Genomic DNA, 25338 nt, shown 5'->3' on the forward strand with positions numbered 1-25338 from the left:
CCGTCAGGCTCCATAGCGGGTGAGCATCAGCCACCCGGAAATCAGGACAACGAAGACCAGGCTCATGGGCAGGAAGATCTTCCAGCCCAGCCGCATCAGCTGGTCGTAGCGATACCGCGGCACGGTCGCGCGGACCCAGCCGAAGATGAAGAAAAACAGCAACATCTTGGCGAACAGCCAGATGATGCCGGGGATATAATAAAGCGGAGCCCAGTCGATCGGCGGCAGGAACCCGCCCCAGAACAGAATGGCGTTGAGCGCACACATCAGGATGACGTTGCCGTATTCGCCCAGCCAGAACAGCGCGAAGCTCATTGAGCTATATTCGGTCTGGAAGCCGGCGACGAGCTCGCTCTCCGCCTCGGTCAGGTCGAAGGGCGTGCGGAACGTCTCGGCCATGGACGAGATCAGGAACACTACCGCCATCGGGAACAGCAGCGGGTTGAAGCCGAAGCCATTCAGCAGGCCAAAAATATGACCCTGCTGCTGCATGACGATCTGCGTCATGTTGAAGGTGCCGGCGTAGAGCACGACACAGATCAGCACGAAGCCGATCGACACCTCATAGCTCACCATCTGCGCGGCGGCGCGAAGGGCGGAGAAAAACGGATATTTTGAGTTGGATGCCCAGCCGGCGATAATCACGCCGTAAACGCCGAGCGAGCTCGCCGCGAGGACGTAGAGCAGCCCGACGTTGATGTCGGCCAACACCACGCCGACGTCGAACGGAACCACCGCCCACACGATCAGCGCAACCGTGAAGCTGATGATCGGCGCGACCAGGAACAATCCCTTGTTCGCGCTGGTCGGGATGATGGTCTCTTTCAGGAAGACCTTGAGGCCATCGGCGAAGCTCTGCAGCAGACCGAACGGACCCACGACGTTGGGCCCGCGGCGCAATGCAATCGCCGCCCAGATCTTGCGCTCGGCATAAATAATCATCGCCACCGCCAGCATCAGCGGCAGGGCGATCAGCAGGATGCCAAGCACGGTCGCGGTAAACCACGACCATTCATAGGTCAGACCCCAATTCTGGAACGTGGCGGTCACTGCGCGGCCTCCGCAAAGGTGCGGCCGTGGATCAGCTCTTCGCTGCAGCGGTTCATGGTCGGGCTTGCCCGGGTTACGGCGTTGGTGAGATAGAAGTCGGCGATCGGCAACTTCACGGAACCGCTGACGTCGGCGGAAAGCCGTGGCGGCACCCAAGGCATGTCGATCAGGCCTTGCGATCCGAGCGCCGGCACTTCGGCGATCATCGCCGCATGAAGCTGGTCGAAACGATCGAACGGCAGCGGGCTGCCGATCAGATCGGACACCGCACGGAAGATCGTCCAATCTTCACGCGCCTCGCCGGGGGGAAAGCTTGCCTTTTCCGCGCGCTGCACCCGGCCCTCAAGATTCACATACGTCCCATGCTTCTCGCTGTAGGCGGCGGCAGGCAGCACCAGATCTGCTTGCCGCGCACCGGCGTCGCCATGGTGGCCGATGTAGACTTTGAAAGCGCCCGGGAAGCGGTCGGCGGCTACCTCGTCCGCGCCGAGCAGCAGCACCAGTTCCGGTGCGGCCGCCTCCAGGTCGGCAATGCCGCCTTTTTGCGCATAGCCGAGCAGGATACCGGCCATGCGGCTGGCGGCGGTGTGGATGACGTTGAAGCCGTTCCAGTCGCCTTTGATCAGGCCGAGACTGTCGACCAGCGCAAGACCGGCACCAAGTGCACCGGCTGCCAAGGCGCCGGGCCCGAGGATCACCGCCGGACGCTCCGCCTTGGCGAATGCCTCAGCGACGTTGCTTGGCAGCTTGCCGAGCAGCGCCAGGTCATCGCCGATGTTCGTCACCGGATAGGCCAGGTCGACCAGCGGGCCGACACTGAATACGGTCGCGCCGCCGCGGCGCACGGCCTTGCGGATGCGGGTGTTGACCAGCGGCGCTTCCCAGCGCGGGTTGGTGCCGACCAGCAGGATGACGTCCGCCGTCTCGATGCCGGCAATCGTCGAGTTGAACGCCACCGCGCTCAGCGACGACGTATCGTAGTCAAGGCCAGTCTGACGACCCTCGAGCAGCGCCGATCCCTGTCCGTCCAGCAGCTTCTTCGCCGCGAACATCGTTTCGGCGTCGAGCAGGTCGCCCGCAACGGCTGCGACTTTCGCGCCAGCGCTCTTGAGCTTACTTGAGAAGACTTCCAGCGCTTCGGCCCAGTCGGCCGCGCGCAGCTTGCCGTTCTCGCTCACCCACGGGCGGTCGAGCCGATTACGGACCAGCGCGTCGGCGTGGTGGCGCGTCTTGTCGCTGATCCACTCCTCGTTCACGTCCTCGTTGATGCGCGGCAGCACCCGCATCACCTGCGGGCCGCGCAGGTCGAGGCGGATGTTGGAGCCGACCGCATCCATCACGTCGATCAAGGGCACCCTGCGCAGCTCCCACGGCCGCGCCTCGAAGCTCTGCGGCGCCTGCAGCAGCGCTCCGACCGGGCAAAGGTCGGCGAGGTTGCCGGACAGCTCGCTGGTCAGTGCCCGCTCCAGATACGCCGTGATCTGCGCGTCCTCGCCGCGGTAGAGCATGCCAAGCTCCGGCGTCCCCGCGACTTCCTCGGCGAAGCGGACGCAGCGGGTGCACTGAATGCAGCGGGTCATGGCCGTCTTGATGATCGGCCCCATATATTTGTCGTCGACCGAGCGCTTGTTCTCATCGAAACGCGACGCGCTGCGGCCATAGGCCATCGCCTGGTCCTGCAGGTCGCACTCGCCCCCCTGGTCGCAGATCGGGCAGTCGAGCGGGTGGTTGATGAGCAGGAACTCCATCACCCCCTCGCGCGCCTTTTTCACCATCGCGGTGTCCGTGCGGATCGTCTGCCCGTCGGCGGCGGGCAGCGCGCAGCTCGCCTGCGGCTTGGGCGGTCCGGGCGCCACCTCGACCAGGCACATGCGGCAGTTGCCGGCGATGCTCAGCCGCTCATGATAGCAGAAGCGGGGAATCTCCTTGCCGGCAAGCTCGCAAGCCTGCAGCACGGTCGCGCCCGCGGGGACCTCGATTTCCTGACCGTCGACGGTGACCTTGGGCATTACTCGGCAGCCTCGAGCATTTCACGACCCGACCGCTCGGCGATGCGGCGTTCGAGTTCGGGGCGGAAGTGGCGGATGAGGCCCTGGATCGGCCAGGCGGCAGCGTCGCCGAGGGCGCAGATGGTGTGGCCTTCGACCTGCTTGGTGACGTCGTAGAGGCGGTCGATCATCTCAGGCGCGGCCTCGCCTTCGCGGAGGCGTTCCATGATGCGCCACATCCAGCCGGTGCCCTCGCGGCACGGCGTGCACTGGCCGCAGCTTTCGTGCTTGTAGAAATAGCTGATGCGGCTGATCGCGCGGACGATGTCGGTGGACTTGTCCATGACGATCACCGCGGCGGTGCCGAGGCCGCTCCCGAGCGCCTTCAGTCCGTCGAAGTCCATCGGCGCGTCCATGATCTGCTCGGCCGGAACCAGCGGCACGGACGAGCCGCCGGGGATCACGGCGAGCAGATTGTCCCATCCGCCGCGGATGCCGCCGCAATGGCGATCGATCAGCTCGCGGAAGGGGATCGACATGCTTTCCTCGACCACGCACGGCTGGTTCACATGGCCGCTGATCTGGAACAGCTTGGTGCCTTCGTTCTTGGGGTTGCCGAACCCAGCGAACCAGGCCGCACCGCGCCGGAGGATTGTCGGCACGACCGCGATCGACTCCACGTTGTTGACCGTGGTCGGGCAACCGTAGAGGCCGGCGCCGGCCGGGAACGGCGGCTTGAGGCGCGGACGGCCCATCTTGCCTTCCAGGCTTTCCAGCATCGCGGTCTCTTCGCCGCAGATGTAGGCGCCCGCGCCGCGATGGACGAACAGATCGAAGTCGTAGCCGGAGCCCGCCGCATTCTTGCCGAGCAAACCGGCGGCATAGGCTTCCTTGACCGCCTTCTCCAGCGCCGCCGCCTCGACGATGAACTCGCCGCGGACATAGACGTAGCCTGCCCGAGCGCGCATCGCGAAGCCGGCGATCAGCGCGCCTTCAATCAGCTTGTGCGGATCATGGCGCAGGATTTCGCGGTCCTTGCAGCTGCCCGGCTCGGATTCGTCGGCGTTGATGACCAGGAAGTTGGGCTTACCGGGCTTGGGCTCCTTGGGCATGAAGCTCCACTTCATGCCGGTCGGGAACCCCGCCCCGCCGCGCCCGCGCAGGCCCGAGGCCTTCACTTCCTCGATGATCTGGTCGGGGCCGACCTGCATCAATTTGGCGGTATTGTCCCAATCCCCACGCGCCTGCGCCGCCTTCAGGTCGGGCGACTGGAAGCCGTAAAGATTGGTGAAGATGCGGTCCTTGTCCGCAAGAGGTCCGGTGTAGCCCATCAGAAACTACCCTGAGTGAGGAAGTAGAAGGCCGCCCCTGCGATCAGCAGAAGCACGGCGAACTTGATCATGCCCGCGATGAAACGAAAGGCCAGGAATGCGGCGACCACCGCGACGAGGATGACGGCGATTTCCATCAGGCCGCGCCCCCGCCGGACTTGCCCCGCAAGAACGTCAGCCCGCCAAACAGCACGCCGAGGATCGCCCAGACGACCCAATCATCACCCTTGAGCATCTGCACGAGCGCGAGCACGAGGAAGATCGCGCCGACGACACCCGATGCTTTTTGCGGAGCATTGGCCATCACGCGCCCTCTCCTGCCGTCGCGGTCCACTGCGGGCGATAGTCGTAGTTGCGCTCGGCCATCTTCTTGAGCGTGGTCGGACCGCCTTCCGGGCAGCTGGTCTGGCGATCGACCTGCGGGCCGGGCCTGGGCGTCTCGCCGCGAGCCAGGGCGTCGAGCACGGCGCCCATCTTGTCCTCGGTCAGGTCTTCGAAATTGTCGTCGTTGATCTGCACCATCGGCGCGTTGGCGCAGGCGCCGAGGCACTCGACCTCGGTCAGCGTGAACAGGCCGTCGGCGGTGGTATAGCCCTTCTTGATCCCGCGCTTCTCGCACGCCGCGAGCACGTCGTCGGAGCCGCGCAGCATGCACGGCGTGGTGCCGCAGAGCTGGATGTGGAACTTCCCGACCGGCACCAGATTGTACATGGTGTAGAAGCTGGCGACCTCCATCGCCCGCATGGCGGGCATTGCGCATTCGGCGGCGACGAACTCGATCACCGGGATCGGCAGCCAGCCCTGCGTGCCCGTCTCCTCCCCGACCTGCCGCTGGGCGAGGTCGAGCAGCGGCATCACGGCCGAGGCTTTGCGGCCCTCCGGATAGCGAGCAAGGATCTCCTCAACGCGCGCCTTGTGCTTGGCGGCCCAGGCGAAGTTGCCCCAGCGCTCACGCAGCTCGGGGACGTCGGGGGCGAAGTGACGTTCAGCCATGACGCGACTGTCTCCGCTTCCCAACATTCCACCCGCTCAGAAGCAACAGGCTCGATGCGAGCAAGATCGCCGGAGCTTGAATGTCCCAGAAGTTCAGGATGTCTCCGACCGGATAGGCCATGAAGGCGAATACAGCGGCGAGCCAGATGATCTCATACCAACTTGCCCTCACCGGTCACACTCCCCGAACACGATATCCATCGCGCCCAGCACTGCCGTGGTGTCGGCCAGCATGTGCCCCTTCATCATGAAGTCCATCGCCTGCAGGTGGCTGAACGCAGTCGGGCGGAGCTTGACGCGGTACGGCTTGTTGGTGCCGTCCGCGACCAGATAAACGCCGAACTCGCCCTTGGGGCTCTCGGTGGCGACATAGACCTCGCCGGCGGGCACGTGATAGCCTTCGGTGTAGAGCTTGAAATGGTGGATGAGCGCCTCCATCGAGGTTTTCATCTCGGCGCGCGAGGGCGGGAAGACCTTGCGATCCTCGGTGCCGATCGGGCCTTCGGGCATTTCCTTCAGGCACTGGCGGGCGATGCGCCAGCTCTGGCGGACCTCTTCCACCCGGACCATGAACCGGTCGTAGCAGTCGCCGCGGGTTCCAACCGGGATCTCGAAGTCCATCCGGTCGTACACCTCGTAGGGCTGCGAGCGGCGGATGTCCCAGGGAATACCGGAGCCGCGGATCATCGGGCCGGAGAAGCCCCAGGCGATTGCGTCTTCCTTGGAGACGACGGCGATGTCCACGTTGCGCTGCTTGAAGATGCGATTGTCGGCAACCAGGCTGATCGCGTCCTCGAACAGTTTCAGGCGGGTGTCGAGGAAGTCGCCGATCATCGCGAAGGCGCGCGGCGGGATGTCCTGATGCACACCGCCGACGCGGAAATAGTTGGCGTGCATCCGGGCGCCGGACACCGCTTCGTAGATCTGCATCAGGTCTTCGCGCAGCTCGAACAGCCACAGGTTGGGCGTCATCGCGCCCACGTCCATGACGTGGGAGCCGAGGTTCAGCATGTGGTTCTTGATGCGGGTCAGTTCCGCCATCAGCACGCGGATGTACTGGGCGCGCAGCGGAATCTCGAGACCCATCAGCTTCTCGGCCGCCAGCACGAAGCTGTGCTCCATGCACATCGGCGAGCAGTAATCGAGCCGATCGAGATAGGGGATCGCCTGCGCGTAGGTCTTGTACTCCATCAGCTTTTCGGTGCCGCGATGAAGCAGGCCGACGTGCGGGTCGACCCGCTCGACGATCTCGCCGTCGAGCTCCATGATCAGCCGAAGCACGCCGTGCGCGGCCGGGTGCTGGGGGCCAAAGTTGATGGTGTAATTGCGGATCGCCTCGTCGCCGAGGCTGGTATCGCCGGCCTCGCCGAGGACGCCAACCTCGACGCGGCGGGTTTCGCGGACCGGATCGGCCACGGCCGTCTCGTTATCGGTGCTGCTCATCACTGCGCCTCCCCGCTGTCGCGGGTCACATTGCCGCCGGGGGCGGGCTCATCGATATTCGTCTTCACGCCGCCGGCCTGCGCCGCCTTCTCGGCGTTGGGCTTGCGCGCCTCGGCCTGAGCCTCGTCGGCGCCCTTGGTTTTCCGATCCTCGTGATCGGTCGTGTAGGGCTTGTCGTCCTTGCGCTGGTCGGTCTTGGTCGCCGCCTCGACCTTTGGCGCTTCGTTCTTGGCGGGCGCGGGTGACGGCGCGCCGGCAGCCTCCGGCTCCGCCTTCTCATCGCCCGGCAACCGGTACTCCGGCCCATTCCAGGTCGTGAGGAAGTCGAACGCGCGAAAGTCCTGAGCCAGCTTCACCGGTTCGTAAACGACGCGCTTCTCCGCCTCCGAATAACGCATCTCGACGTGACCGGTCAGCGGGAAATCCTTGCGCAGCGGATGCCCCTCGAACCCATAGTCGGTGAGGATGCGGCGCAGGTCGGGGTTGCCCGCGAACGTCACGCCGTAGAGGTCGAACACCTCGCGCTCGAGCCATCCGGCGACGGGCCACAGCGTGGTGACCGTGGGCACTGGCGTTGCCTCGTCGGTCAGCACCTTGACGCGAATGCGCCGGTTCTGCGTCAGCGAGAGCAGGTGGTAATTGACCTCGAAGCGTTCGGGCCGCTCTGGGTAGTCGACGCCTGCGATCTCGACGAGCTGCTGATATTCAAGGCCGGGCGTGTCACGGAGCAGGCGGCAGGCCTCCGCAACGCCTTCGCGCTGCACCGTCAGCGTGATCTCGTCGGCCTGATCCTTGACGTCGAGGATCAGCGAACCGAGCGCCGACCTTGCGGCCTCGATCACGCCCTCATCGGAGGCCATGCGGGGTGCGCTGCTCGCCATGTTAACGCTCGATCGTCCCTTCGCGGCGGATTTTCCGTTGCAGCTGCAAGATCCCGTAGAGCAGCGCCTCGGCGGTCGGCGGGCAACCCGGGACATAGATGTCCACCGGGACAATCCGGTCGCAGCCGCGCACTACGGAATAGCTGTAGTGATAATAGCCGCCGCCATTGGCGCATGAGCCCATCGAGATGACGTACCGCGGTTCGGCCATCTGGTCGTAGACGCGGCGCAAGGCCGGGGCCATCTTGTTGCACAGCGTGCCGGCGACGATCATCACGTCCGATTGGCGCGGCGAGGCACGCGGCGCGACACCAAAGCGTTCCAGGTCGTAGCGCGGCATGTTCACATGGATCATTTCCACCGCGCAGCAGGCGAGGCCGAAGGTCATCCACCACAGGGAGCCCGTACGGGCCCAGTTAAACAGGTCCTCGGTGGAGGTGACCAGGAACCCCTTCTCGTCCAGGTCCTTGCGCATCTGCTCAAGGTTCTGGTGCTGGGGCGAGCCGGGCACCAGCCCAACGGCACGGGCCAGCTCCTCCTCCGTGGGATAAGGATTGGCCAGGGGGTCGAGCATCACTCCCATTCGAGCGCCCCCTTCTTCCAGGCGTAGGCGAGGCCAAGGCCAAGTTCGGCGAGGAATACCATCATCGCCGCCCAGCCGACCCAGCCGGTTTCATCCAGCGTCACTGCCCACGGGAAAAGGAATGCCGCCTCGAGATCGAAGACAATGAACAGGATGGCAACCAGATAGAAACGGACATCGAACTGCGACCGGCTGTCTTCGAAGGCGGGAAAACCGCACTCATACTCCGTCAGCTTCTCGGCATAAGGCTTGGCCGCGCCCGTGAACTTCGCCGCGATCATCGGCAGAAATACAAACGCGACCGACAGTCCCAGTGCGATGCCCAGGAACAACAGGATTGGCAGGTAACCGGCAGCAGTTGCGGCCACGGAAAGACTCTCCGGAAAAAGGCTTGGCGGCCCTCTAGAACAGGGCCGGCTGAGGGGCAACAGGGACGAAGGGCCAACGTTCCCCCTTTTCTTCGGGCAGCTGACGTTAGCGCAGCGCTCCTGCAACCAGCTTGTGAAGGCGGCTGTGCAGCTCACCGTTCGCGGCCAGATACTCGCGCCGGTCGGTCATGCGGTCCTGCCCGCGGAAGTCGGAGACGAAGCCCCCGGCCTCCCTGACCAGCAGCATGCCCGCCGCAGTGTCCCACAGGTCCAGATCGTCTTCCCAGAAACCGTCGAAGCGACCCGCCGCGAGCCAGGCAAAATCAAGGCTCGCAGCGCCGAGGCGGCGGATGCCGGCGACTTCCGGCGCCAGGGCCGCATAGATCCTGGTCCATCTCGGCGCGTCGGAGCGGCCAAGATGCGGAATTCCGCTGCCGATCAAAGCCTCGTCGAGATAACGGCGCGCCGACACCCGCAGGCGGCGGTCGTGAAGCCAGGCCCCGCGGCCCTTTTCCGCCCAGAAGCTCTCGTCGGTCAGAGGTTGATAAACCAGTCCCTGGGTGACCTCGCCGCGGCCGTCCGGCTTCTTCTCCTCGACTGCGATCGAGATGGCAAAATGTGGGATGCCGTGAAGAAAGTTGGTGGTGCCATCGAGTGGATCGACGATCCAGCGCGGCTTGGCCGGATCGCCGGCGATCTCACCACCTTCTTCCAGCAGCATGCCCCAGTCCGGCCGCGCGTTACGCAGTTCCTCGACCAGCGTCTGCTCGGCGCGCTTGTCGGCCATCGAAACAAAGTCGCCCGGCCCCTTCTTGGAAACCTGCAGCTGCTCCACCTCGCCAAAGTCGCGGCGCAGGCGCGGCGCGGCCTTTCGGGCGGCCCGCTGCATGACGGTGATGAGGCCGGAATGGGAAGCCATTAGTCCGCCCGGCGGACGTACGTCTGTTCGTAGACGTCGACCACGATCTTCGTGCCCGAAGCGATATGCGGCGGGACCATGATGCGGACGCCATTGTCGAGCACTGCGGGCTTGTAGGACGACGACGCCGTCTGCCCCTTCACCACCGCGTCGGCGTCGACGATCGTCGCCTCGACCGTGTCCGGCAGCTGGACGGAGATCGGACGCTCTTCATGAAGCTCCATCAGCACGTCCATGCCGTCCTGCAGGAAGGCGGCGGCGTCACCGAGAAGGTCGCGCGGCAGGGTGATCTGCTCGTAGCTGTCCTTGTCCATGAAGACGAGGTCGTCGCCCTCGGCGTAGAGATACTGAAAGTCCTTGGTGTCGAGGCGAATGCGCTCGACGGTCTCGGCGGAACGGAAGCGGACGTTGTTCTTTCGCCCGTCGATCAGGTTCTTCAGCTCCACCTGCATGTAGGCGCCGCCCTTGCCTGGCTGGGTGTGCTGGATCTTGACCGCGCGCCAGATGCCGCCTTCATATTCGATGATGTTGCCGGGACGGATGTCCACGCCGCTGATCTTCATGGATCGCCTGCTTCCGCTTCACGAGGTTGAAAGAGCGCCCGAGCAAAAGCCCGGAATACGGCGCGCCCCTAGCGCGAAGCCAGCTTTCCGGCAAGCAGCGGATAGGGATTGATCGGGCGGCCATCGTACCACTTCTCGCCTGGCGCCATCCGGTTGATTGCGTAATGCAGGTGCGGACCGGATGGATTGGCATTGCCGCTGTAGCCGACCGTCCCGATCGGATCGCCGCGGTCGATGCGCTGGCCTTCGCGCAGGCCCGGCGCATAGGCGTTAAGGTGGGCGTAATAGTGCATCCACTGCCCATCCAGGCTGCGGACGTAAGCCGTGACCCCGCCGCCGCCGCGACTGTAGAACAGTTTTTCTACCACTCCGGGGGCGGCGGCCACGACGGGGCGGCCGGTCGGGGCCATGATGTCGATCGCATTGTGCACCCGCGCTCCGCCAGATCGGCTCTGAGTGTAAGTGTCGACCAGCTCGGCCGGACGAATGCCATCGACCGGGATTGCCAGGCCGCTTGGCGCCACCGACACGGAACGGGTGCTGATCGTCCCGGACCGCGGCGCCCGGTTCGTATCGCCGAACCCGACCCGCTCTGCCGCCGTGGACAGCTCGGCCACCATTGGCGATGGCGGTCCGGACCCTCGTGCATTCGTCCAGACCAGATATCCACCGCCGGCAAGGATCGCCAGAACGACCCCGTTGCCGATCACTCCCAGCTTGCTCACCATGTGAGCATCATGCCGCGCTTCAGGCCTGGAAGATAGCCGTGAAGCCCGGCTTCATGATGCGCGACAGACGGATGACGTCCCAGTTGGCGAGGCGGATACAGCCGCTCGATTCTGCGCGACCGATGGTGCTCGGCTCGTCGGTCCCGTGAATACCGTAATGCTCCTTGGTAAGGTCGAGCCACGCGACCCCGACCGGACCGTTGGGGCCGGGCGGAAGCATCTGCTCGCCGATGCTCTCGTCACCCCCGTTGAGCAATTCGGGCTGATATTTGAACTCCGGCATGAAGGCATAGTTGGTGACCCGCCACCGGCCGATCGGCAGCGGATATTCGTCCGACCCCATGGTGACCGGGAACTGTGCGATCAGCTTGCCGGCGTCGTCGCCAAGACGCGGCGCAGGGCCAGCCCGCTCGTTGGTGCTTTCCTGCCCCTTGGGGACTTGTCCCTGATAGACCCGCATGACGCCTTCGGACTTGTCCACGACGATGAAGTCGCCTCGCGGCTGGTCGGCATTGATGTTGAACTGGTTCAGCAATTGCTGCTGCTGATCGTTGATCGCGCCGGCATATTCCCGCGAGGCCGGCAGCACGTTCGGCAGGATCAGCACCTGCCCAGGGCCGATCAGCTTGTCGGGACCATTCAGCGCAACGATGGTCCGGGGCGTGGTGTGAAACCTCTCCGCCACCTTTTCCAGCATGTTTCGATAGTGCAGGCCGTCGAGCTTCGCCTGGGCATCCGCCTTTTCGGGGAAGGGGTAGACGAACGGCCCGCCGACGTCCGTCTCCGTCAGGCGGAGGCGCCGTACCGGAGGCCGTTTGTCCTGCAGCAGGGCGGCGCGGGTACGCGCATCGAGTTCGCCGGTGACGGGAAGGCCACGGGCCTGCTGGAAACCGCGCAGCGCCTGCTCGTAGACCATGCCCTGCTTGCCGTCGATCACGCCGGTGGGGAAGCCGGCGAGGTCCAGCAGCACCTGCGCGTGGAAGACCGTGCCGCCGATCTCGGACCCTGGCGTCCCTGGCTTCACCCACGGCTTATCGCGTGCCGCGGAAGTGGTATTGGAATTTGCCGCCGGTTGAGCAGTGGCGCTGACGGCCACCACGCCCAGGGCTGCAACAAGCGACAGCCCGAGGCCGATCGGGGCAATGCGATTCTTCGACAACGCAACTCTCCAATGATCAAAACATTCAGGAGCGAAACGACCAAACGACGCGGAGTTTCCATTGGTCGAGCGCCGCGCGTTGACGCGGCTCCTCGGCGGCGGTCAGCTGCGCCGAAGCACCTGGGTGAAGGCAGCCACCGCAGCCGCGGCGTCGTCTTCGCCCCATACCGCTTGGCACACCGCGATGAAGTCGGCGCCGGCATCGACCAGCGGCCTGGCGTTGGTCGGCGTGATGCCGCCGATCGCGACGCTCGGAATGGTGAACAGGGTCGACCACCAGCCCAGGATCGAAGGGTCCGGGCGGTGTTCGCTCGGCTTGGTCGTGGTCGGGTAGAAGGCGCCAAAGGCGACATAATCCGCCCCCGCTTCACCCGCTTCCATCGCCAGATGACGGCTATCGTGGCAGGTAACCCCGATCTGTGCGGATGGGCCGAGCAATTCCCGCGCATCCCGGACATCGCCGTCGCTTTGCCCAAGGTGCACGCCGTCGGCGCCGATGCGCTTGGCCAGTCCCATGTCGTCATTGACGATGAACGCGACTTCGCGCTCTGCGCAGATGATCTGCAACGGCTCGGCCAGCCGCGCGAGCTGATGTTGATCGACACCTTTCACCCGCAACTGGAATGCCGCCACCGGGCCGCCGTCCAGTGCCGCGCGCAGCCGATCGGGGAAACCGCCACCAACCTCCTGCGGGCTGATCAGGTAAAGCTCAGCATCGCTGCGCCCATCATGGTCGAAGCCCTCGGCGAAGCCCTCGACGCTCAGCTCCTCATCTTCTGTCATGAGGCTGCTTACGCCGACACCTTTTCCGTGCTCGCCGCATGGATCTCGTCGATTGCCGTCCCCAGCGAGCGGTCGAATTCCTCGTCGGTCATGCCGTGGCGAAGGTCCGACAACAGGGCGCGGGAGAAGCTGGCGATCATGCCGGGGTTGCGGGCCAGCTCGCGGCAGGCCTCTTCCCGGGTGAAGCCGCCCGACAGTGCGACGACACGAAGCACGCGCGGATGGTCGATCAATGGTTGAAACAGGCCCGGCTCGGACGGGATCGAAAGCTTCAGCATGACCTCTTCGCCTTCCGACAGGCGGTCGAGGTGCCGCAGAATTTCATCGCGCAAAAGCTGATCGGACGCCGCGCGGTCGGCACTCTTGATGTTAACCTCCGGCTCGATGATCGGGACGAGGCCATGCCGCAGGACCTGCGTCGCCACTTCAAACTGCTGGCCGACCACGGCCGCGATCCCCGCTTCGTTCGCCTGGTTGATGACCGACCGCTCCTTGGTCCCGAACACGCCAAGTCCCTTGGCGCGGGTCAGCAGGGCGTCGAGCTCCGGCATCGGCTTCATCAGCTGGACGCCATTTGCCTCGTCTTCCAGGCCCTTGTCGATTTTGATGAAGGGAACGACGCCGCGCTCGATCAGGGCCTGGGGGGTCGGCTCGCCGTCCACCTGGCCGTCCATCGTCCGTTCGAACAGGATGGCGCCAATGACCTTGTCGCCCGAGAAGCACGGCGAGGTGATGATCCGGCTGCGCATGTCGTGGATGAGGCCGAACATCTCCTCGTCGCTCGACCAGGCGTCGTCGTCGATGCCATACCCCTTCAGCGCCTTGGGCGTCGAACCGCCGCTCTGGTCGAGCGCGGCAATGAACCCGTGCCCTGCCTTGATCTTCTCGCGCATGTCCTGCTGCTGCATCTGTTCGTCTTTCCTGTCTAACGCATGAGAGCGGCGACGCCCGGAAGCGTGCGGCCCTCCATCCACTCGAGAAATGCCCCTCCGGCCGTGGACACGAAGGTGAACTCGTCTGCCACCCCGGCATGATTTAGCGCCGCGACCGTGTCCCCGCCCCCGGCGACCGAGACGAGGCTGCCGTCCTGGGTCAGCGCCGCAGCCGTCTTGGCAAGCGCCACCGTAGCGGCATCGAACGGCGGGGTTTCGAACGCCCCGAGCGGCCCGTTCCAGACCAGCGTCCGGCAGGTCTTCAGCGCGTCGGCAAGCGCTTCCACCGCCGCCGGACCGACATCGAGGATCATCTCCTGCGGTCCGACTTCATGCACGTTGACCGTCCGCATGCTGGGCGGATTGGCGGCGAACTCGGTGGCGACCACCACGTCATAAGGGAGGTGAACCGTACAGCCGGCCTCGTCGGCGCGCGCCAGGATAGCCTCCGCCTCGCCGGTCAGGTCATGTTCGCACAGGGACTTGCCGACATTCACGCCGCGCGCGGCTAGGAAGGTGTTGGCCATCCCTCCGCCAATGATGAGGTGATCCACCTTGTCGACCAGATGGCCGAGCACTGCGAGCTTGGACGAGACCTTGGCCCCGCCGACCACAGCCGCGACCGGCCGCTCGGGCGAGCCCAATGCTTGTTCGAGCGCTTTGAGCTCGGCTTCCATTGCTCGCCCGGCAAAACTCGGCAGCAGGTGCGCCACGCCTTCGGTCGAACAGTGCGCCCGGTGTGCCGCGGAGAAGGCATCGTTGACGTAATAATCTCCCAGCGCCGCCATTGCCTGGCTCAGCGCGGGATCGTTCTTTTCTTCGCCCGGGTGAAAGCGAGTATTTTCCAGCACCCCGATCGAACCCGGCGTCATGGTCGTGATCGCCCGCTCGGCCTGGGGTCCCTGGCAGTCCTCGATGAACCGCACCGAGCGGCCGGTGAGATCGGTCAGCGGCTTGACCAGCAGGGCCGTGCTCATGTCCGGACGATTCTGCCCCTTCGGGCGGCCGAAGTGGCTGAGCAGCAGCACGATCGCCCCGCGGTCGGCCAGTTCAAGGACCGTCGGCAACGCGGCCTTGAGTCGGGTCGCATCCGAGACTGCGCCGTCCTGCATCGGCACGTTCAGGTCCACCCGGACCAGGACGCGCTTGGCGGTCAGGTCCGAGGGAAGGTCGTCGAGGGTCTTGAAGCCGCTCACTCACCGATCCCAAAGGTTACAAAGATAACAGGTACGTGCATGAAATATGTCGTCCTTCCGCGGACTTGTGCCGGTCGGGGGGGAAAGAGCGAAGAGCGAGTTATGCCTGTCTCCCTAGCTCCCCTGGCAGGCTGTAGGACAGTCCGCTCAGCCAAGCTTCGCCATCGCCGCCGCCGTGTCGACCATGCGGTTGGAGAAGCCCCATTCATTGTCGTACCAGCTGACCACCCTGACCAGCTTGCCTTCCAGCACCGCGGTCTCGAGGCTATCCACGGTCGAACTGGCGGGGTCGTGGTTGAGGTCGATCGAGACCAGCGGTTCGTCGGTGTAGGCGAGAATGCCCTTGAGCGGGCCGCTTTCGGAGGCGGCCTTGAGGGCGCCGTTCACCTCTTCGAGCGTCGTGTCCCGCTTCGGGGTGAAGGTAAGGTCGACGAGGCTAACGTTCGGAGTCGGTACGCGCACCGCCGAGCCGTCGAGCTTGCCCTTCAGTTCGGGCAGCACTTCGCCCACGGCGCGGGCAGCTCCGGTCGTCGTCGGAATGATCGACATTCCCGCCGCGCGGGCCCTGCGCATGTCACCGTGGATCTGGTCCAGGATCTTCTGATCGTTGGTGTAGGCATGGATGGTGGTCATCAGGCCGCGCTCGATGCCGATCACGTCGTTGAGCACCTTGGCGACCGGCGCCAGGCAGTTCGTCGTGCAGCTGGCGTTGGAGACGATCGTGTGCTCGGCCGTCAGCTTGTCGTGGTTGACGCCGTAGACGACGGTCAGGTCCGCACCTTTGGCCGGGGCAGAGATGAGCACGCGCTTGGCGCCCGCATCGATGTGCTTCTGCCCACCGGCCTTGTCAGTGAAGAAGCCGGTGCATTCCAAGGCCAGTTCGACGCCGAGTTCGCGGTGCGGCAGGTTGGCCGGATCGCGCTCGGCCGTGACCTTGATCCGCTTGCCGTTGATGACCAGCTCCTCGCCCTCGGCGCTGACCTCGCCCGGGAACGGCCCGTGGACGCTGTCGCGCTTGAACAGCAGCGCATTGGCCTTGGCGTCGGCCAGGTCGTTGATCGCAACCAGTTCCAGCCCGCAATCCGGCCGCTCGAGAATGGCGCGGGCGACCAGCCGGCCGATGCGGCCGAAGCCGTTGATTGCAACTTTGGTCATGCTCGAAGAGCCTCCATGATCTTGGGTGTGATGGCATCGGCGGTCAGGCCGAAGTGCCGGTAAAGGTCGCTGGCGGGAGCGCTCGCCCCGAAGCCGTCGAGGCCGAAGCGCAAGCCCTTGGCCATGGTCAGCCGCTCCCAGCCGAAAGTGGTTCCCGCCTCGATCGAGACGCGCAGGATCTGTTCCGGATCGACGCTCGGCAAGACGCTTTCGCGATACGCCTCGTCCTGCGCTTCGAAGCGGCGCCAGTTGGGAAGGGAGACGACGTCCGCGCCGATCCCCTCACCTGCCAGCCGGTCCGCGACGTCCAGCGCGATCTCGACCTCCGACCCCGTGGCGATGATGATCACCTTGCGCTCGCCGTCGGCCTTGCGGAGCGTGTAGCCGCCGCGCGCCGACCGGTTCTCGGCCGCAGCCTCGGTCCGCACCGGCTTCAGGTTCTGCCGCGATAGCGCAAGCACGCTCGGACCGTCCTGCTTCAATGCCTCGGCCCAGCATTCGGCGGTCTCCACCGCATCGGCCGGGCGCCAGACCTCCAGGTTCGGAATAACCCGAAGGCTCATCAGATGTTCGACCGGCTGGTGCGTCGGCCCATCCTCGCCAAGACCGATCGAGTCATGCGTCATCACGTAGACGACGCGCGCGTTCTGGAGCGCGCTTAGGCGAATGGCCGGCCGGCAATAGTCGGAGAAAACGAGAAACGTGCCGCCATAGGGGATGACGCCGCCGTGCAAGGCCATCCCGTTCATGGCGGCGGCCATCCCGAATTCCCGGATTCCGTAGTAGAGATAGCGGCCGGAATAGTCCTCGGCCGTCAGCGGTTGCAGCGTCTTGGTCTTGGTGTTGTTCGATCCGGTAAGGTCAGCCGACCCGCCGATCGTCGCGGGCACGGCGGTGTTGATCACCTCCAGCGCCATTTCCGACGCCTTGCGCGTGGCGACCGTCGGCGGGCTGGCGATCAGCGCGTCGAGATAGGGTGCAAGCCAGCGCTCGTCCGGCTTGCCGGCCATACGAGCATGAAACTCGTCGGCCTTTCCGCTGGCCCGCAGCCGCTTCTCCCATGCCGCCCGATCGGCAGCGCCACGACTGCCCACCTGCCGCCAGGCGGCAAGCACGTCGTCGGGAACGGTGAACTCCTCCGGGGCCAGACCAAGCTCGGCGCGGGCCGCTTCGACCTCGTCCTTGCCCAGTGCAGCACCGTGGGTCGCGGCCGTGCCCTGCTTGTTGGGTGCGCCATAGCCGATGATCGTCTTGCAGCGGATCAGGCTTGGACGAAGATCGGCCTTCGCCTTCTCGATCGCCGCCGCGACCTTGCCGGCGTCCATTCCGTCGCATTCGACCGTGTGCCAACCCATCGCCGCGTGACGGGCCATCACGTCCTCGTTGCGGCTGAGGTCGGTCGAACCGTCGATCGTGATTTGGTTGTCGTCCCACAGAACGATCAGCCGGCCGAGCTTCAGGTTGCCGGCGAGCCCCGCAGCCTCATGGTGGATGCCTTCCATCAGGCAGCCGTCGCCGGCGATGACAAAGGTTCGGTGGTCGACCAGATCGTCGCCGTAGAGGGCGTTGAGGTGCCGCTCCGCGATGGCCATGCCGACCGCCGTTGCCAGCCCCTGGCCAAGTGGGCCTGTCGTGGTCTCGACACCAGCCAACTCGAAATTCTCAGGGTGTCCGGCGCAGGGCGAACCCAGCTGCCGGAAGCGGCGGATATCGTCCATCGTCGGCCGCTCGTAACCGCACAGGTACAGCAGCGCGTAGATCAGCATGGAGCCATGCCCGGCCGACAGCACGAAGCGATCGCGGTCGGGCCAGTGGGGATCGGCCGGATCGAACCGCAGGTGGCGCGTGAACAGCGCCGTCGCGGCGTCCGCCATGCCCATCGGCATGCCCGGATGGCCGCTGTTGGCGGTTTCCACCGCGTCCATGGCCAACGCGCGGATGGCGTTGGCAAGGCGGCGCTGGGTCGGCTGCATAAGGCTCCGTCATAGACAAGCAGCCCTTCACCGGATTCGGCGGGGCCGATGGGATGGACCCTTTGGGCGGTGAGCGGTTGGGCGTCAACCTTGCGGGCCGGTTGCGGGAGGCCTAGCTCAAGGAACATGGATGAACAGGCCCTCGAACACGCTCTTGTCCGCGCCGAGCGCGCCCTGGCCCGCGCCGAGCGTGCCGCCGACGCCTTGTCCCGCCGGGACAGCCGGGACGAGTCGCTGCGCACTCAGGTTCGTGAGGTCATCGCCGAACTCGACCATCTCATCCAGCGGGCGGAGGCCTGACGCACATGGCCGAAGTCACCCTGAATATCGCCGGCCGGGACTATCGGGTCGCCTGCCGCGACGGCGAGGAGGACAATCTTCGCTCCGCCGCTGCGATCGTCGATGACCGTGCGCGCGAGGCGCTGGCCGGCATGGGCGCGCTCAGCGAGGCACGGACGCTGTTGTTCGCGTCGCTGCTGGTGGCCGACCAACTGGTCGAGCGCCAGGGCTCGACGGAAGCTCCAGCATCGCCGAGCCAGGCCGACCCGCAGGTGGTCCGCCGCGTCGATGCGCTGGCCGACCGGCTGGAGCGGCTTGCCGGCGACCTTGAGAAGACGGCCGCGACGTCCTAAGTTGATTGCCGACGGGTACTGCCAGGTACGAGTTCCTACACATCCCTGAGGCTATTCCCGATCCAAGGGAGCTGTCCCTGCCCGGACCCTGGTCCGGAACATATGGTTCCCACCTGATGCTTATGGCGTCAGAGGATTTGCGAGCAAACGACCTTATGGCGGTCCCGTCACCCCTTCCGACAAGCAAGTCCGACCTGCGTGATTCGATGCGGGCCGAGCGCCGTGCGTTCGCTGCGAGCCTCGATCCGGACACGCGCAAGCGGATGGAAGCGCAGTTGGCCGAGCATCTCGACCCGCTGCTGTTCGCAGCCACCGCGGTAGCCGCCTATTTCCCGATGAAGGACGAGGTGAGCGCCCTCTCGGCGCTGATCCGCGCGCGAAGCATGGGCAAGCGCACGGCCCTCCCCTTCTTCGCCGACCGCGACAGCCGAATGACCTTTCGTGATGGCGATCCGGTCGATCCGGGCCCGTGGGGCATCCTCCAGCCGGACGCCGACGCGCCGATCGTCTCTCCCGACCTGCTGCTGATCCCACTGATCGCGATCGATCGCAGCGGCAACCGGATCGGCATGGGAAAGGGCCACTATGACCGCGCCCTGCCAGGTCTTCGCGACGCTGGAGCCAGGCTGATCGGCGTCGGGTGGGCTTTCCAGCTGGTGGATGGGCCGATCGATTCCGACCCGTGGGATATTCCGCTGGATGGTTTTGCGTCTCCGGACGGCTTGCTGGAGCTCGCCAGGCAATGAACGAAGAACAGCCGCGGCCCCGCCCGACCATCGCCATCTTCATGATCCTGGGCATCATCGTCGTCTGGGCTCTGTTGATCGCCAGCCTGTCCGACATCGTAACGGCTTGGCCATGGCCGGTTCAGGCACTTTTCTATACTGTCGCTGGCATTGTCTGGATTGTTCCGCTCAAGCCGATTTTACGATGGAGCGAGACCGGGCGCTGGCGGGAGTAAACTGTTCCACCTTGATTTTTTGTGGTGAGTTGCCTAAGTAACACACATCCATGACAGCCGTTGCTCTCTCTCCCGCGCCCTCATCGGCACAGCACCCGGCCTTGCGCTGGCTGCGCCGTCGTCCGCACGAGATCGCCGGCAGCGTAGCGGTAGCTGCTGCCGTGCTGGGCGGTTTCACCATGATCGGCGGCGAGGCCGGGTCGACTCCGCGCCTGCTGTCTCCGGACGAACGCGCGCTGGTTCGCGCGCCGGCCGCGGCGGCGGTCAATCCCTTTCAGGTCCGCGCGCTCGCGCCCGACAAGGCGCTCGAACTCAATGCCGCCTTGCCGGTCGCCGGCGGCCCGAATCCGGCCGCACGCTCCTTCAAGGCGCCGGCTGCGAACAGCCTCGCCTATCGGCGCGCTCTCGAATGTCTCACGCAGGCGGTTTATTACGAGGCGGCGTTGGAGCCGGAAGACGGTCAGCGCGCCGTGGCACAGGTTGTCCTTAATCGCGCGCGTCACCCCGCCTATCCCGCCAGTGTCTGCGGCGTGGTCTATCAGGGTCATGAGCGGGACACCGGCTGCCAATTCACTTTCACTTGCGATGGGTCGCTGGCCCGGCAGCCCGTCCGGTCCTATTGGGACAAGGCGCGCAAGGTCGCCCATGCGGCTCTGCAAGGCTATGTCTATGCGCCTGCCGGCAACGCTACCCATTATCATGCGAACTATGTCGTCCCCTATTGGGCCTCGACATTGACGAAGAACGCGGTCGTCGGTCAGCACATCTTCTACCGCTGGCGCGGTGCCTGGGGGCAGCCCGCGGCTTTCGCTCAGCGTTATTCGGGCAGGGAGGGCGATCCCTACGTGCTTCGCGCCGCCAGCCTCGCCGCCGAAGCCCGGGACCGGGCCACCCCGGACAAGGCGCCGGAAGCGATTGCCGAGGCGAAGCAGAACCTGCCGCCCGAACTGGCGAAACTGGTCGACAGCGAGGTCGGTGCCAAAGGCAAGGGTGGACGGGTGACCATGCGCATTCCTGCCGGCAAGCTGGCCGACGCCGAAGCCGCCGAGCGCGGCAAGGTCACCGGCCGCGCGCCATTGTCGTCCGATCTTCAGTGGACCCTGTCGGGCAATGCCCCGCCCTCGTCGGAAAAACCGCTCGGACGCAGCGACGCCGCGCCTTTGCAGCCGTCCGCGACCGCTCAAGCCAAGCCGCTAAGCAGCACCGGCCAGCAATAGCCGTGCCTTCACGCCGGCTGCCCGTCGGACGACGGGTTATCCAATCATGTGGGGAAAATGGCGCGAGTGACGGGGCTCGAACCCGCGACCTCCGGCGTGACAGGCCGGCGCTCTAACCAACTGAGCTACACCCGCGCTCTGGGTGTGGGCGGCCAACTAAGGGAGCCGTCCGGACCCGTCAACCGGCTTAATGCCCCGATCAGTCCTTTTCCTCATCTTCCTCGCCGGCATGGGTCAGCGTCCCTTGCTCGAACAGGAAGCCCGCGATGTCCGGCGTACCGGCCGCCGCGAAGACGGTCTTCATGATGATGAGCAGCGGAATGGCCAGCAGTGCGCCGGTCGTTCCCCACACCCAGGCCCAGAAACTCAATGAGATCAGGATGAGCAACGGATTGATCTTCACCCGCTTGCCGACGATCAACGGGGTGATGACGTTGGCCTCGATCATGTGAAGCCCGACGAAGATCGCCGGCGGCAGGAGCGCAGTCCAGGGATCGCTGAAGGTCATCAGGCCGCCGACGCCGAGCAGCAGTGCTGCCGCGATCGGACCAAGGTAGGGCACGTAATTCAGCACGGCGACGATGCCGCCCCACATCAGGGGCGAATCCATCCCCAGCCACCAGAGGATCAGAGCGGTGGTTGCGCCAAGCGTCACGTTGATGAGCGTGATTGTCCCGATATAGGTGGAAGTCGCGTCCACCACCTGCTGAATGACGCGCGCGGTTGTGAGGGCGCCCTCGAAGCTCGACCGGCCGGTGATCGTCTGCTTCCGCATGCCGGTCCAGCCTGCGAGGAAGAAGTAGATCACCAGCAAGGCGAAGAACAGCTGGATCAGCGCATGCGGCGCCGATGTCGTTAGCAGGTCCAGCATGCTGTTGGGAGTTTCCAGCCTGACCGTGCGGCCCGCGGCGGTGTCGGTTGCCGGCATCTGGTTCCAGATGCGGTCCATGAAGCGGTCAAGATTCTTGTACAGGTCGAGGACGGGTTCCAGCGTCGCACGGATCCGGGTCAGCCCCTCCGGCAGTCGCGCGACCCAATCGATGGCCGGAATGACGATTGACAAGATGGCAAAGGCCATGGCGGCCAGGAATAGGATAATGCACAGACCCGACGCCAGGGCGGACGGTACCCCGCGCCGCTCGAACCATTCGAGCAGCGGCACCAGCGCGATCGCGATCACCAGTGCCGCCGTGACCGGAAGGAAGAACTCCGCTCCGGCCCGAAGCGCAAACGGCAAGGCGATAATGAGGCCGATGCCGCCAATCAGTGTCAGGGAAGCGAGCAGCCGGTCACGCTTGATCGTCAGTCCCTCGGCCAGCTCCACCGGATCGTCGGTGCGCACGTCGAGCGGTGCCGGGGATGGCGGTGGATTGGTCGGCTCGACGGTCGGCGCGGGTACTTCCATGACGCCGTCTTAAGGCAGCGCGCCCCGTCCCGCCAGCATCAGCGCGGTGTCACCCCCGCAGCGTCGAGATGCCGTCCCAGCCGCCCGGTAATCGCCAGGAAGAACATCCGAAAGTCGCTGATGAGCGACCATAACGGGTAGGTGAACGTCGCCGGCCGGTTCTTCTCGACGAAAAAGTGGGCGGCCCAGGCGAACCCGTAACCTGCAAACAGCATGGCCGGGATCAGCCACCAACTACCGGTCAGGGCGAGCAGTCCACCGAGCACGAGCACCAGCGCGGTACCGACATAATGCAGCGCCCGGGTGCGGGAACCGGCGTGCTCGCGCAGGTAATAGGGCCAGAATTCGGCAAAGGTTCGGCACGCACGTTCAGCCATCGCCCGAACCTGTCACCACCGCGTCGTTGCTGCAAGAAGGGAATGGTGCCCCCGGTCCGACTCGAACGGACACGCCTCTCGGCAATCGATTTTGAGTCGATCGCGTCTACCATTCCGCCACGGGGGCACTGATGCGCCTGCTAGCGGCGCTCCGCATCGGGGGCAATGCCCTGCTTGGCGCGAGCGAGCGAATAAGCGACCCAAAGCGTCGATGCGAGCAGTGCAAACATTGCCCCAGATCCGGCCCAGATCTGGCCCAATCCAAAGGCTGTCAAAGCGATCACTGCCGCTGCGAGCAAGTAGGTGCGGATCGACAACATTCTGACTTTGGCCCTCTCACCCGCTCCATGCTCAAGCATATGCTCAGGCTTGTCCATCGCAATCAGTTTCGCGGCGCCTGCCGGCGATAGCTCAGCGCCTCGGCCACGTGGATGCGGCCGACCTGCTCCGCCCCGGAGAGATCGGCCACCGTCCGCGCCACCCGCAGCACACGGTGGAAACCGCGCGCAGTTAATCGCATGGCAGCGGCCGCATCGGCCAGCAGCTTGCGACCGGCGTCGTCCGGCGTTGCGACCTCCTCCAGCAGTTCGCCGTCGGCTTCGGCATTGGTTCGGGGACCGTGGCCGTTATAGCGTTCCGTCTGAACCGCCCGCGCTTGCCGCACGCGTTCGGCCACGTCGGCGCTGCCCTCCGCCGGCGGGGGCAAGGTAAGATCGGCGGCGCTGACGCCCTGCACTTCGATATGGAGATCGATCCGGTCGAGCAGCGGGCCGCTCACCTTCGCCTGATAATCCGCCGCGCACCTCGGCGCCCTGGCGCAGGCGAGCGACGGGTCGCCCAAATGCCCGCACCGGCACGGGTTCATCGCCGCGACCAGCTGGACCCGGGCCGGGAACGTCACATGGCTGTTCGCCCGCGCCACGCTGACCGTCCCCGTCTCGAGCGGCTGACGCAGCGAATCGAGCACGGCCCGCTGAAACTCTGGCAATTCGTCGAGAAACAGGACGCCGAGGTGCGCCAGGCTGATCTCGCCCGGACGGACCCGCAATCCCCCACCGACCAGCGCCGGCATCGATGCGCTATGGTGCGGAGTCCGGAAGGGCCGCGCGCGGGTCATCTTGCCGCCGTTCAAGTCCCCGGCAACGGACGCGACCATCGAGACTTCCAGCGCCTCGGATGGGCTCAGCGGCGGCAGGATGCCCGGCAGGCAGGCAGCCAGCAGCGACTTGCCCGCGCCCGGCGGACCGCTCATCAACAGATTGTGTCCGCCCGCCGCGGCGATCTCCAGCGCGCGCTTTGCGGTTTCCTGTCCCTTGACCTGTTTCAGGTCGGGCCCGCCGCCCACCACCGTCACCTCGCCCGGTTCCGGCGTCGGCAGCAGGGATGTTCCGCGCAGGTGAGCCAACAGCGCCAGCAGATCGGGCGCCGCAAGCACCTCCACTTCGCCGGCCCACGCCGCCTCTCCGCCCTGCGCTGCGGGACAGATCAGCCCCTTGCCTTGCCCGCTTGCGTGCAGGGCCGCCAGCAGGACGCCCGGGCTAGCCGCGATCCGTCCGTCGAGGCCCAGCTCGCCGACCGCAACGAAGTGTGACAGGCTTTCCGCATCGATCGCGCCGATCGCCGCCAGCAGACCCAGCGCGATCGGCAGGTCGAAGTGGCTGCCCTCCTTGGGCAAGTCCGCCGGGGAAAGGTTGACGGTGATCCGCTTGGGCGGAAGCGCCAGCCCGATCGCCGACAGCGCGGCCCGCACCCGTTCGCGGCTTTCCGCCACCGCCTTGTCAGGCAGCCCGACCACGATGAACGCCGGGACGTTGGTGGACAGCTGGACCTGCACCTCCACGGCGCGCGCCTCCAGCCCAAGGTAGGCACAGGTTGCCACGGTCGCGACCATCAGGCCCGCACCCCGGCAACAGCAATCTCGATACGCAAAATACCCCCTGGCTCGGCGCCGCGGTGTTAAGCGAGCGCCCCCGCCTGCTCAAGCCCATCCGACAGCTTCTTGTTGGGTCCGTGTTGCCCCCCTACATCACCCCAATCATGGTCACCCGCGCCCGATGGCACTACTTCATGAACAGCCGGCCGATGCAGCTGGCGCAGCTGCTGTTGGGCGTGCTGCTAATCATTGCCGCCCCAATCGCCAGCCCGCTGCCCGGTCCTGGCGGAATCCTGCTGTTCGCGGGCGGGTTGACGCTGGTGCTGAGGACCAGCCTGTGGGCGCGGCGTCACTATGTCCGCTTCAAGCGGTGGCAGCCCAAGGCGGGACGCTGGACCGATTGGGGGCTGCGGCGCAAGAGCCACCAGCGCCGGGAGGCCCTGCGAAAGGAACAGGAGCGGCGCGACACGCCACCGCCGCATTGCGTCGAGCGCATCGACGATCCGCTTCCCCACGCGGGGATGGAGGTATCACCGGTCGATCCCACGCCTGCGGAACTCACTCCGGCCAGCCTCCCCGGGGACTCGGCAAAGCGTTGACTTGCGCGCCCCGCTCCACTAACGGCCCACGGCAACGAGCGGCTGCCTCCGACGGCAGCCCTTTTCATTTTCAGTTTTAGGGCAATGAGCGATGAAGCGCACCTTTCAGCCGAGCAATCTGGTCCGCAAGCGGCGGCACGGGTTCCGCAGCCGGTCGGCGACCGTGGGCGGCCGCAAGGTGCTGGCGGCGCGCCGTGCGCGCGGCCGCAAGAAGCTGAGCGCCTAGTTC

31 protein-coding genes and 2 tRNA genes are annotated in these 25338 nt (G+C 65.7%); 7 read left to right on the forward strand and 26 right to left on the reverse strand.

Features of this window, described 5'->3' with window-relative positions; all coding sequences use genetic code 11:
* Positions 1–3 precede the first annotated feature (3 nt).
* From nuoH to tkt, 20 genes are all read right to left on the reverse strand, one after another.
* Entirely contained in the window at positions 4–1050 is a 1047-nt protein-coding gene (gene nuoH / locus AC4GYS_RS10985; protein ID WP_491109117.1) for an NADH-quinone oxidoreductase subunit NuoH, read from the reverse strand.
* The gene (gene nuoG, locus AC4GYS_RS10990; protein WP_491109118.1) at positions 1047–3059 is read right to left on the reverse strand and encodes an NADH-quinone oxidoreductase subunit NuoG; all 2013 of its coding nucleotides are present in this window, start codon (positions 3057–3059) and stop codon (positions 1047–1049) included. Before nuoG ends, nuoH begins: the two co-directional genes overlap by 4 nt.
* Complete coding sequence (gene nuoF / locus AC4GYS_RS10995; protein WP_491109119.1) at positions 3059–4369, reverse strand: NADH-quinone oxidoreductase subunit NuoF; 1311 nt, start codon at positions 4367–4369, stop codon at positions 3059–3061. The genes nuoG and nuoF overlap by 1 nt, the downstream gene beginning before the upstream one ends.
* Positions 4369–4506 carry a hypothetical protein gene (locus AC4GYS_RS11000; RefSeq protein ID WP_491109120.1) on the reverse strand — a complete coding sequence of 46 codons (138 nt, stop codon included), beginning with the start codon at positions 4504–4506 and terminating at the stop codon, positions 4369–4371. Before AC4GYS_RS11000 ends, nuoF begins: the two co-directional genes overlap by 1 nt.
* Positions 4506–4673, reverse strand: coding sequence for a hypothetical protein (locus tag AC4GYS_RS11005; protein ID WP_491109121.1), 168 nt, complete (start codon positions 4671–4673; stop codon positions 4506–4508). The genes AC4GYS_RS11000 and AC4GYS_RS11005 overlap by 1 nt, the downstream gene beginning before the upstream one ends.
* Positions 4673–5362: a complex I 24 kDa subunit family protein gene (locus AC4GYS_RS11010; protein ID WP_491109122.1), complete on the reverse strand. Its 690-nt coding sequence runs from the start codon at positions 5360–5362 to the stop codon at positions 4673–4675. The genes AC4GYS_RS11005 and AC4GYS_RS11010 overlap by 1 nt, the downstream gene beginning before the upstream one ends.
* Entirely contained in the window at positions 5355–5534 is a 180-nt protein-coding gene (locus AC4GYS_RS11015) for a hypothetical protein (RefSeq protein ID WP_491109123.1), read from the reverse strand. The genes AC4GYS_RS11010 and AC4GYS_RS11015 overlap by 8 nt, the downstream gene beginning before the upstream one ends.
* The gene (locus AC4GYS_RS11020) at positions 5531–6805 is read right to left on the reverse strand and encodes an NADH-quinone oxidoreductase subunit D (protein ID WP_491109124.1); all 1275 of its coding nucleotides are present in this window, start codon (positions 6803–6805) and stop codon (positions 5531–5533) included. The genes AC4GYS_RS11015 and AC4GYS_RS11020 overlap by 4 nt, the downstream gene beginning before the upstream one ends.
* Complete coding sequence (locus AC4GYS_RS11025) at positions 6805–7686, reverse strand: NADH-quinone oxidoreductase subunit C (RefSeq protein WP_491109125.1); 882 nt, start codon at positions 7684–7686, stop codon at positions 6805–6807. The genes AC4GYS_RS11020 and AC4GYS_RS11025 overlap by 1 nt, the downstream gene beginning before the upstream one ends.
* Before the next feature lies 1 nt (position 7687).
* The gene (locus AC4GYS_RS11030; protein WP_491109126.1) at positions 7688–8269 is read right to left on the reverse strand and encodes a NuoB/complex I 20 kDa subunit family protein; all 582 of its coding nucleotides are present in this window, start codon (positions 8267–8269) and stop codon (positions 7688–7690) included.
* The gene (gene ndhC / locus AC4GYS_RS11035) at positions 8260–8637 is read right to left on the reverse strand and encodes an NADH-quinone oxidoreductase subunit A (protein WP_491109127.1); all 378 of its coding nucleotides are present in this window, start codon (positions 8635–8637) and stop codon (positions 8260–8262) included. The genes AC4GYS_RS11030 and ndhC overlap by 10 nt, the downstream gene beginning before the upstream one ends.
* Positions 8638–8743: 106 nt before the next feature.
* On the reverse strand, positions 8744–9556 hold the full coding sequence (locus AC4GYS_RS11040) for an inositol monophosphatase family protein (protein WP_491109128.1): 813 nt from the start codon (positions 9554–9556) through the stop codon (positions 8744–8746).
* Complete coding sequence (efp, locus tag AC4GYS_RS11045; RefSeq protein WP_491109129.1) at positions 9556–10119, reverse strand: elongation factor P; 564 nt, start codon at positions 10117–10119, stop codon at positions 9556–9558. Before efp ends, AC4GYS_RS11040 begins: the two co-directional genes overlap by 1 nt.
* A gap of 68 nt (positions 10120–10187) precedes the next feature.
* Positions 10188–10847: a M23 family metallopeptidase gene (locus AC4GYS_RS11050; RefSeq protein ID WP_491109130.1), complete on the reverse strand. Its 660-nt coding sequence runs from the start codon at positions 10845–10847 to the stop codon at positions 10188–10190.
* A gap of 19 nt (positions 10848–10866) precedes the next feature.
* The gene (locus AC4GYS_RS11055; RefSeq protein ID WP_491109131.1) at positions 10867–12006 is read right to left on the reverse strand and encodes a L,D-transpeptidase family protein; all 1140 of its coding nucleotides are present in this window, start codon (positions 12004–12006) and stop codon (positions 10867–10869) included.
* Positions 12007–12108: 102 nt separating this feature from the next.
* Positions 12109–12789: a thiamine phosphate synthase gene (thiE, locus tag AC4GYS_RS11060; RefSeq protein WP_491109132.1), complete on the reverse strand. Its 681-nt coding sequence runs from the start codon at positions 12787–12789 to the stop codon at positions 12109–12111.
* An 8-nt stretch (positions 12790–12797) separates the two neighbouring features.
* The gene (locus AC4GYS_RS11065; protein WP_491109133.1) at positions 12798–13697 is read right to left on the reverse strand and encodes a fructose bisphosphate aldolase; all 900 of its coding nucleotides are present in this window, start codon (positions 13695–13697) and stop codon (positions 12798–12800) included.
* 17 nt (positions 13698–13714) lie between these two features.
* Entirely contained in the window at positions 13715–14917 is a 1203-nt protein-coding gene (locus AC4GYS_RS11070; protein ID WP_491109134.1) for a phosphoglycerate kinase, read from the reverse strand.
* A gap of 147 nt (positions 14918–15064) precedes the next feature.
* The gene (gene gap, locus AC4GYS_RS11075; protein WP_491109135.1) at positions 15065–16072 is read right to left on the reverse strand and encodes a type I glyceraldehyde-3-phosphate dehydrogenase; all 1008 of its coding nucleotides are present in this window, start codon (positions 16070–16072) and stop codon (positions 15065–15067) included.
* Positions 16069–18045 carry a transketolase gene (tkt, locus tag AC4GYS_RS11080; protein ID WP_491109136.1) on the reverse strand — a complete coding sequence of 659 codons (1977 nt, stop codon included), beginning with the start codon at positions 18043–18045 and terminating at the stop codon, positions 16069–16071. The genes gap and tkt overlap by 4 nt, the downstream gene beginning before the upstream one ends.
* A gap of 126 nt (positions 18046–18171) precedes the next feature.
* Between tkt and AC4GYS_RS11085 the strand changes: the two genes are divergently transcribed.
* From AC4GYS_RS11085 to AC4GYS_RS11105, 5 genes are all read left to right on the forward strand, one after another.
* The gene (locus AC4GYS_RS11085; protein WP_491109137.1) at positions 18172–18345 is read left to right on the forward strand and encodes a hypothetical protein; all 174 of its coding nucleotides are present in this window, start codon (positions 18172–18174) and stop codon (positions 18343–18345) included.
* A 5-nt stretch (positions 18346–18350) separates the two neighbouring features.
* The gene (locus tag AC4GYS_RS11090; protein WP_491109138.1) at positions 18351–18677 is read left to right on the forward strand and encodes a cell division protein ZapA; all 327 of its coding nucleotides are present in this window, start codon (positions 18351–18353) and stop codon (positions 18675–18677) included.
* 155 nt (positions 18678–18832) lie between these two features.
* Entirely contained in the window at positions 18833–19423 is a 591-nt protein-coding gene (locus AC4GYS_RS11095; protein ID WP_491109139.1) for a 5-formyltetrahydrofolate cyclo-ligase, read from the forward strand.
* Entirely contained in the window at positions 19420–19638 is a 219-nt protein-coding gene (locus AC4GYS_RS11100) for a DUF2842 domain-containing protein (RefSeq protein WP_491109140.1), read from the forward strand. The genes AC4GYS_RS11095 and AC4GYS_RS11100 overlap by 4 nt, the downstream gene beginning before the upstream one ends.
* 50 nt (positions 19639–19688) lie before the next feature.
* A complete protein-coding gene (locus tag AC4GYS_RS11105) occupies positions 19689–20855 on the forward strand; it encodes a cell wall hydrolase (protein ID WP_491109141.1) in 1167 nt (388 codons plus the stop codon).
* Between the two features lie 58 nt (positions 20856–20913).
* Here AC4GYS_RS11105 and AC4GYS_RS11110 read toward each other — a convergent pair.
* From AC4GYS_RS11110 to AC4GYS_RS11135, 6 genes are all read right to left on the reverse strand, one after another.
* A tRNA-Asp gene (locus AC4GYS_RS11110) sits at positions 20914–20990 on the reverse strand.
* A 64-nt stretch (positions 20991–21054) separates the two neighbouring features.
* Entirely contained in the window at positions 21055–22260 is a 1206-nt protein-coding gene (locus AC4GYS_RS11115) for an AI-2E family transporter (protein ID WP_491109142.1), read from the reverse strand.
* A gap of 38 nt (positions 22261–22298) precedes the next feature.
* On the reverse strand, positions 22299–22637 hold the full coding sequence (locus tag AC4GYS_RS11120; RefSeq protein WP_491109143.1) for an Mpo1-like protein: 339 nt from the start codon (positions 22635–22637) through the stop codon (positions 22299–22301).
* Positions 22638–22680: 43 nt separating this feature from the next.
* Positions 22681–22764 (reverse strand) — tRNA-Leu (locus AC4GYS_RS11125).
* Between the two features lie 13 nt (positions 22765–22777).
* Positions 22778–22957, reverse strand: a complete 180-nt coding sequence (locus AC4GYS_RS11130; RefSeq protein ID WP_491109144.1) for a hypothetical protein — start codon at positions 22955–22957, stop codon at positions 22778–22780.
* 62 nt (positions 22958–23019) lie between these two features.
* Positions 23020–24528: a YifB family Mg chelatase-like AAA ATPase gene (locus AC4GYS_RS11135; protein WP_491109145.1), complete on the reverse strand. Its 1509-nt coding sequence runs from the start codon at positions 24526–24528 to the stop codon at positions 23020–23022.
* Positions 24529–24674: 146 nt separating this feature from the next.
* On the opposite strand from AC4GYS_RS11135, the gene AC4GYS_RS11140 reads away from it, so the two are divergent.
* The gene (locus tag AC4GYS_RS11140) at positions 24675–25109 is read left to right on the forward strand and encodes a hypothetical protein (protein WP_491109146.1); all 435 of its coding nucleotides are present in this window, start codon (positions 24675–24677) and stop codon (positions 25107–25109) included.
* Between the two features lie 91 nt (positions 25110–25200).
* Positions 25201–25335 (forward strand): 50S ribosomal protein L34, encoded by a 135-nt coding sequence (gene rpmH, locus AC4GYS_RS11145; protein ID WP_029942004.1) that lies wholly within the window; start codon positions 25201–25203, stop codon positions 25333–25335.
* The last annotated feature ends 3 nt before the right edge of the window (positions 25336–25338 follow it).

The sequence above is a fragment of the Sphingomonas sp. SP1 genome, from assembly GCF_058313395.1.

What these genes read in the sequence shown, in the direction of transcription:
- AC4GYS_RS11105 (WP_491109141.1), top strand. Translation starts at nt 19,689, where the DNA reads ATGACAGCCGTTGCTCTCTCTCCCGCGCCCTCATCGGCACAGCACCCG.
- gap (WP_491109135.1), bottom strand. Translation starts at nt 16,072, where the DNA reads ATGACCAAAGTTGCAATCAACGGCTTCGGCCGCATCGGCCGGCTGGTC.
- AC4GYS_RS11115 (WP_491109142.1), bottom strand. Translation starts at nt 22,260, where the DNA reads ATGGAAGTACCCGCGCCGACCGTCGAGCCGACCAATCCACCGCCATCC.
- AC4GYS_RS11065 (WP_491109133.1), bottom strand. Translation starts at nt 13,697, where the DNA reads ATGCAGCAGCAGGACATGCGCGAGAAGATCAAGGCAGGGCACGGGTTC.
- AC4GYS_RS11025 (WP_491109125.1), bottom strand. Translation starts at nt 7,686, where the DNA reads ATGGCGAGCAGCGCACCCCGCATGGCCTCCGATGAGGGCGTGATCGAG.
- AC4GYS_RS11100 (WP_491109140.1), top strand. Translation starts at nt 19,420, where the DNA reads ATGAACGAAGAACAGCCGCGGCCCCGCCCGACCATCGCCATCTTCATG.
- AC4GYS_RS11095 (WP_491109139.1), top strand. Translation starts at nt 18,833, where the DNA reads ATGGCGGTCCCGTCACCCCTTCCGACAAGCAAGTCCGACCTGCGTGAT.
- AC4GYS_RS11020 (WP_491109124.1), bottom strand. Translation starts at nt 6,805, where the DNA reads ATGAGCAGCACCGATAACGAGACGGCCGTGGCCGATCCGGTCCGCGAA.
- AC4GYS_RS11120 (WP_491109143.1), bottom strand. Translation starts at nt 22,637, where the DNA reads ATGGCTGAACGTGCGTGCCGAACCTTTGCCGAATTCTGGCCCTATTAC.
- AC4GYS_RS11050 (WP_491109130.1), bottom strand. Translation starts at nt 10,847, where the DNA reads ATGGTGAGCAAGCTGGGAGTGATCGGCAACGGGGTCGTTCTGGCGATC.
- AC4GYS_RS11085 (WP_491109137.1), top strand. Translation starts at nt 18,172, where the DNA reads ATGGATGAACAGGCCCTCGAACACGCTCTTGTCCGCGCCGAGCGCGCC.
- AC4GYS_RS11005 (WP_491109121.1), bottom strand. Translation starts at nt 4,673, where the DNA reads ATGGCCAATGCTCCGCAAAAAGCATCGGGTGTCGTCGGCGCGATCTTC.
- AC4GYS_RS11130 (WP_491109144.1), bottom strand. Translation starts at nt 22,957, where the DNA reads ATGTTGTCGATCCGCACCTACTTGCTCGCAGCGGCAGTGATCGCTTTG.
- efp (WP_491109129.1), bottom strand. Translation starts at nt 10,119, where the DNA reads ATGAAGATCAGCGGCGTGGACATCCGTCCCGGCAACATCATCGAATAT.
- AC4GYS_RS11040 (WP_491109128.1), bottom strand. Translation starts at nt 9,556, where the DNA reads ATGGCTTCCCATTCCGGCCTCATCACCGTCATGCAGCGGGCCGCCCGA.
- AC4GYS_RS11030 (WP_491109126.1), bottom strand. Translation starts at nt 8,269, where the DNA reads ATGGGAGTGATGCTCGACCCCCTGGCCAATCCTTATCCCACGGAGGAG.
- rpmH (WP_029942004.1), top strand. Translation starts at nt 25,201, where the DNA reads ATGAAGCGCACCTTTCAGCCGAGCAATCTGGTCCGCAAGCGGCGGCAC.
- thiE (WP_491109132.1), bottom strand. Translation starts at nt 12,789, where the DNA reads ATGACAGAAGATGAGGAGCTGAGCGTCGAGGGCTTCGCCGAGGGCTTC.
- AC4GYS_RS11090 (WP_491109138.1), top strand. Translation starts at nt 18,351, where the DNA reads ATGGCCGAAGTCACCCTGAATATCGCCGGCCGGGACTATCGGGTCGCC.
- AC4GYS_RS11010 (WP_491109122.1), bottom strand. Translation starts at nt 5,362, where the DNA reads ATGGCTGAACGTCACTTCGCCCCCGACGTCCCCGAGCTGCGTGAGCGC.
- AC4GYS_RS11000 (WP_491109120.1), bottom strand. Translation starts at nt 4,506, where the DNA reads ATGGAAATCGCCGTCATCCTCGTCGCGGTGGTCGCCGCATTCCTGGCC.
- tkt (WP_491109136.1), bottom strand. Translation starts at nt 18,045, where the DNA reads ATGCAGCCGACCCAGCGCCGCCTTGCCAACGCCATCCGCGCGTTGGCC.
- AC4GYS_RS11140 (WP_491109146.1), top strand. Translation starts at nt 24,675, where the DNA reads ATGGTCACCCGCGCCCGATGGCACTACTTCATGAACAGCCGGCCGATG.
- nuoG (WP_491109118.1), bottom strand. Translation starts at nt 3,059, where the DNA reads ATGCCCAAGGTCACCGTCGACGGTCAGGAAATCGAGGTCCCCGCGGGC.
- nuoF (WP_491109119.1), bottom strand. Translation starts at nt 4,369, where the DNA reads ATGGGCTACACCGGACCTCTTGCGGACAAGGACCGCATCTTCACCAAT.
- AC4GYS_RS11135 (WP_491109145.1), bottom strand. Translation starts at nt 24,528, where the DNA reads ATGGTCGCGACCGTGGCAACCTGTGCCTACCTTGGGCTGGAGGCGCGC.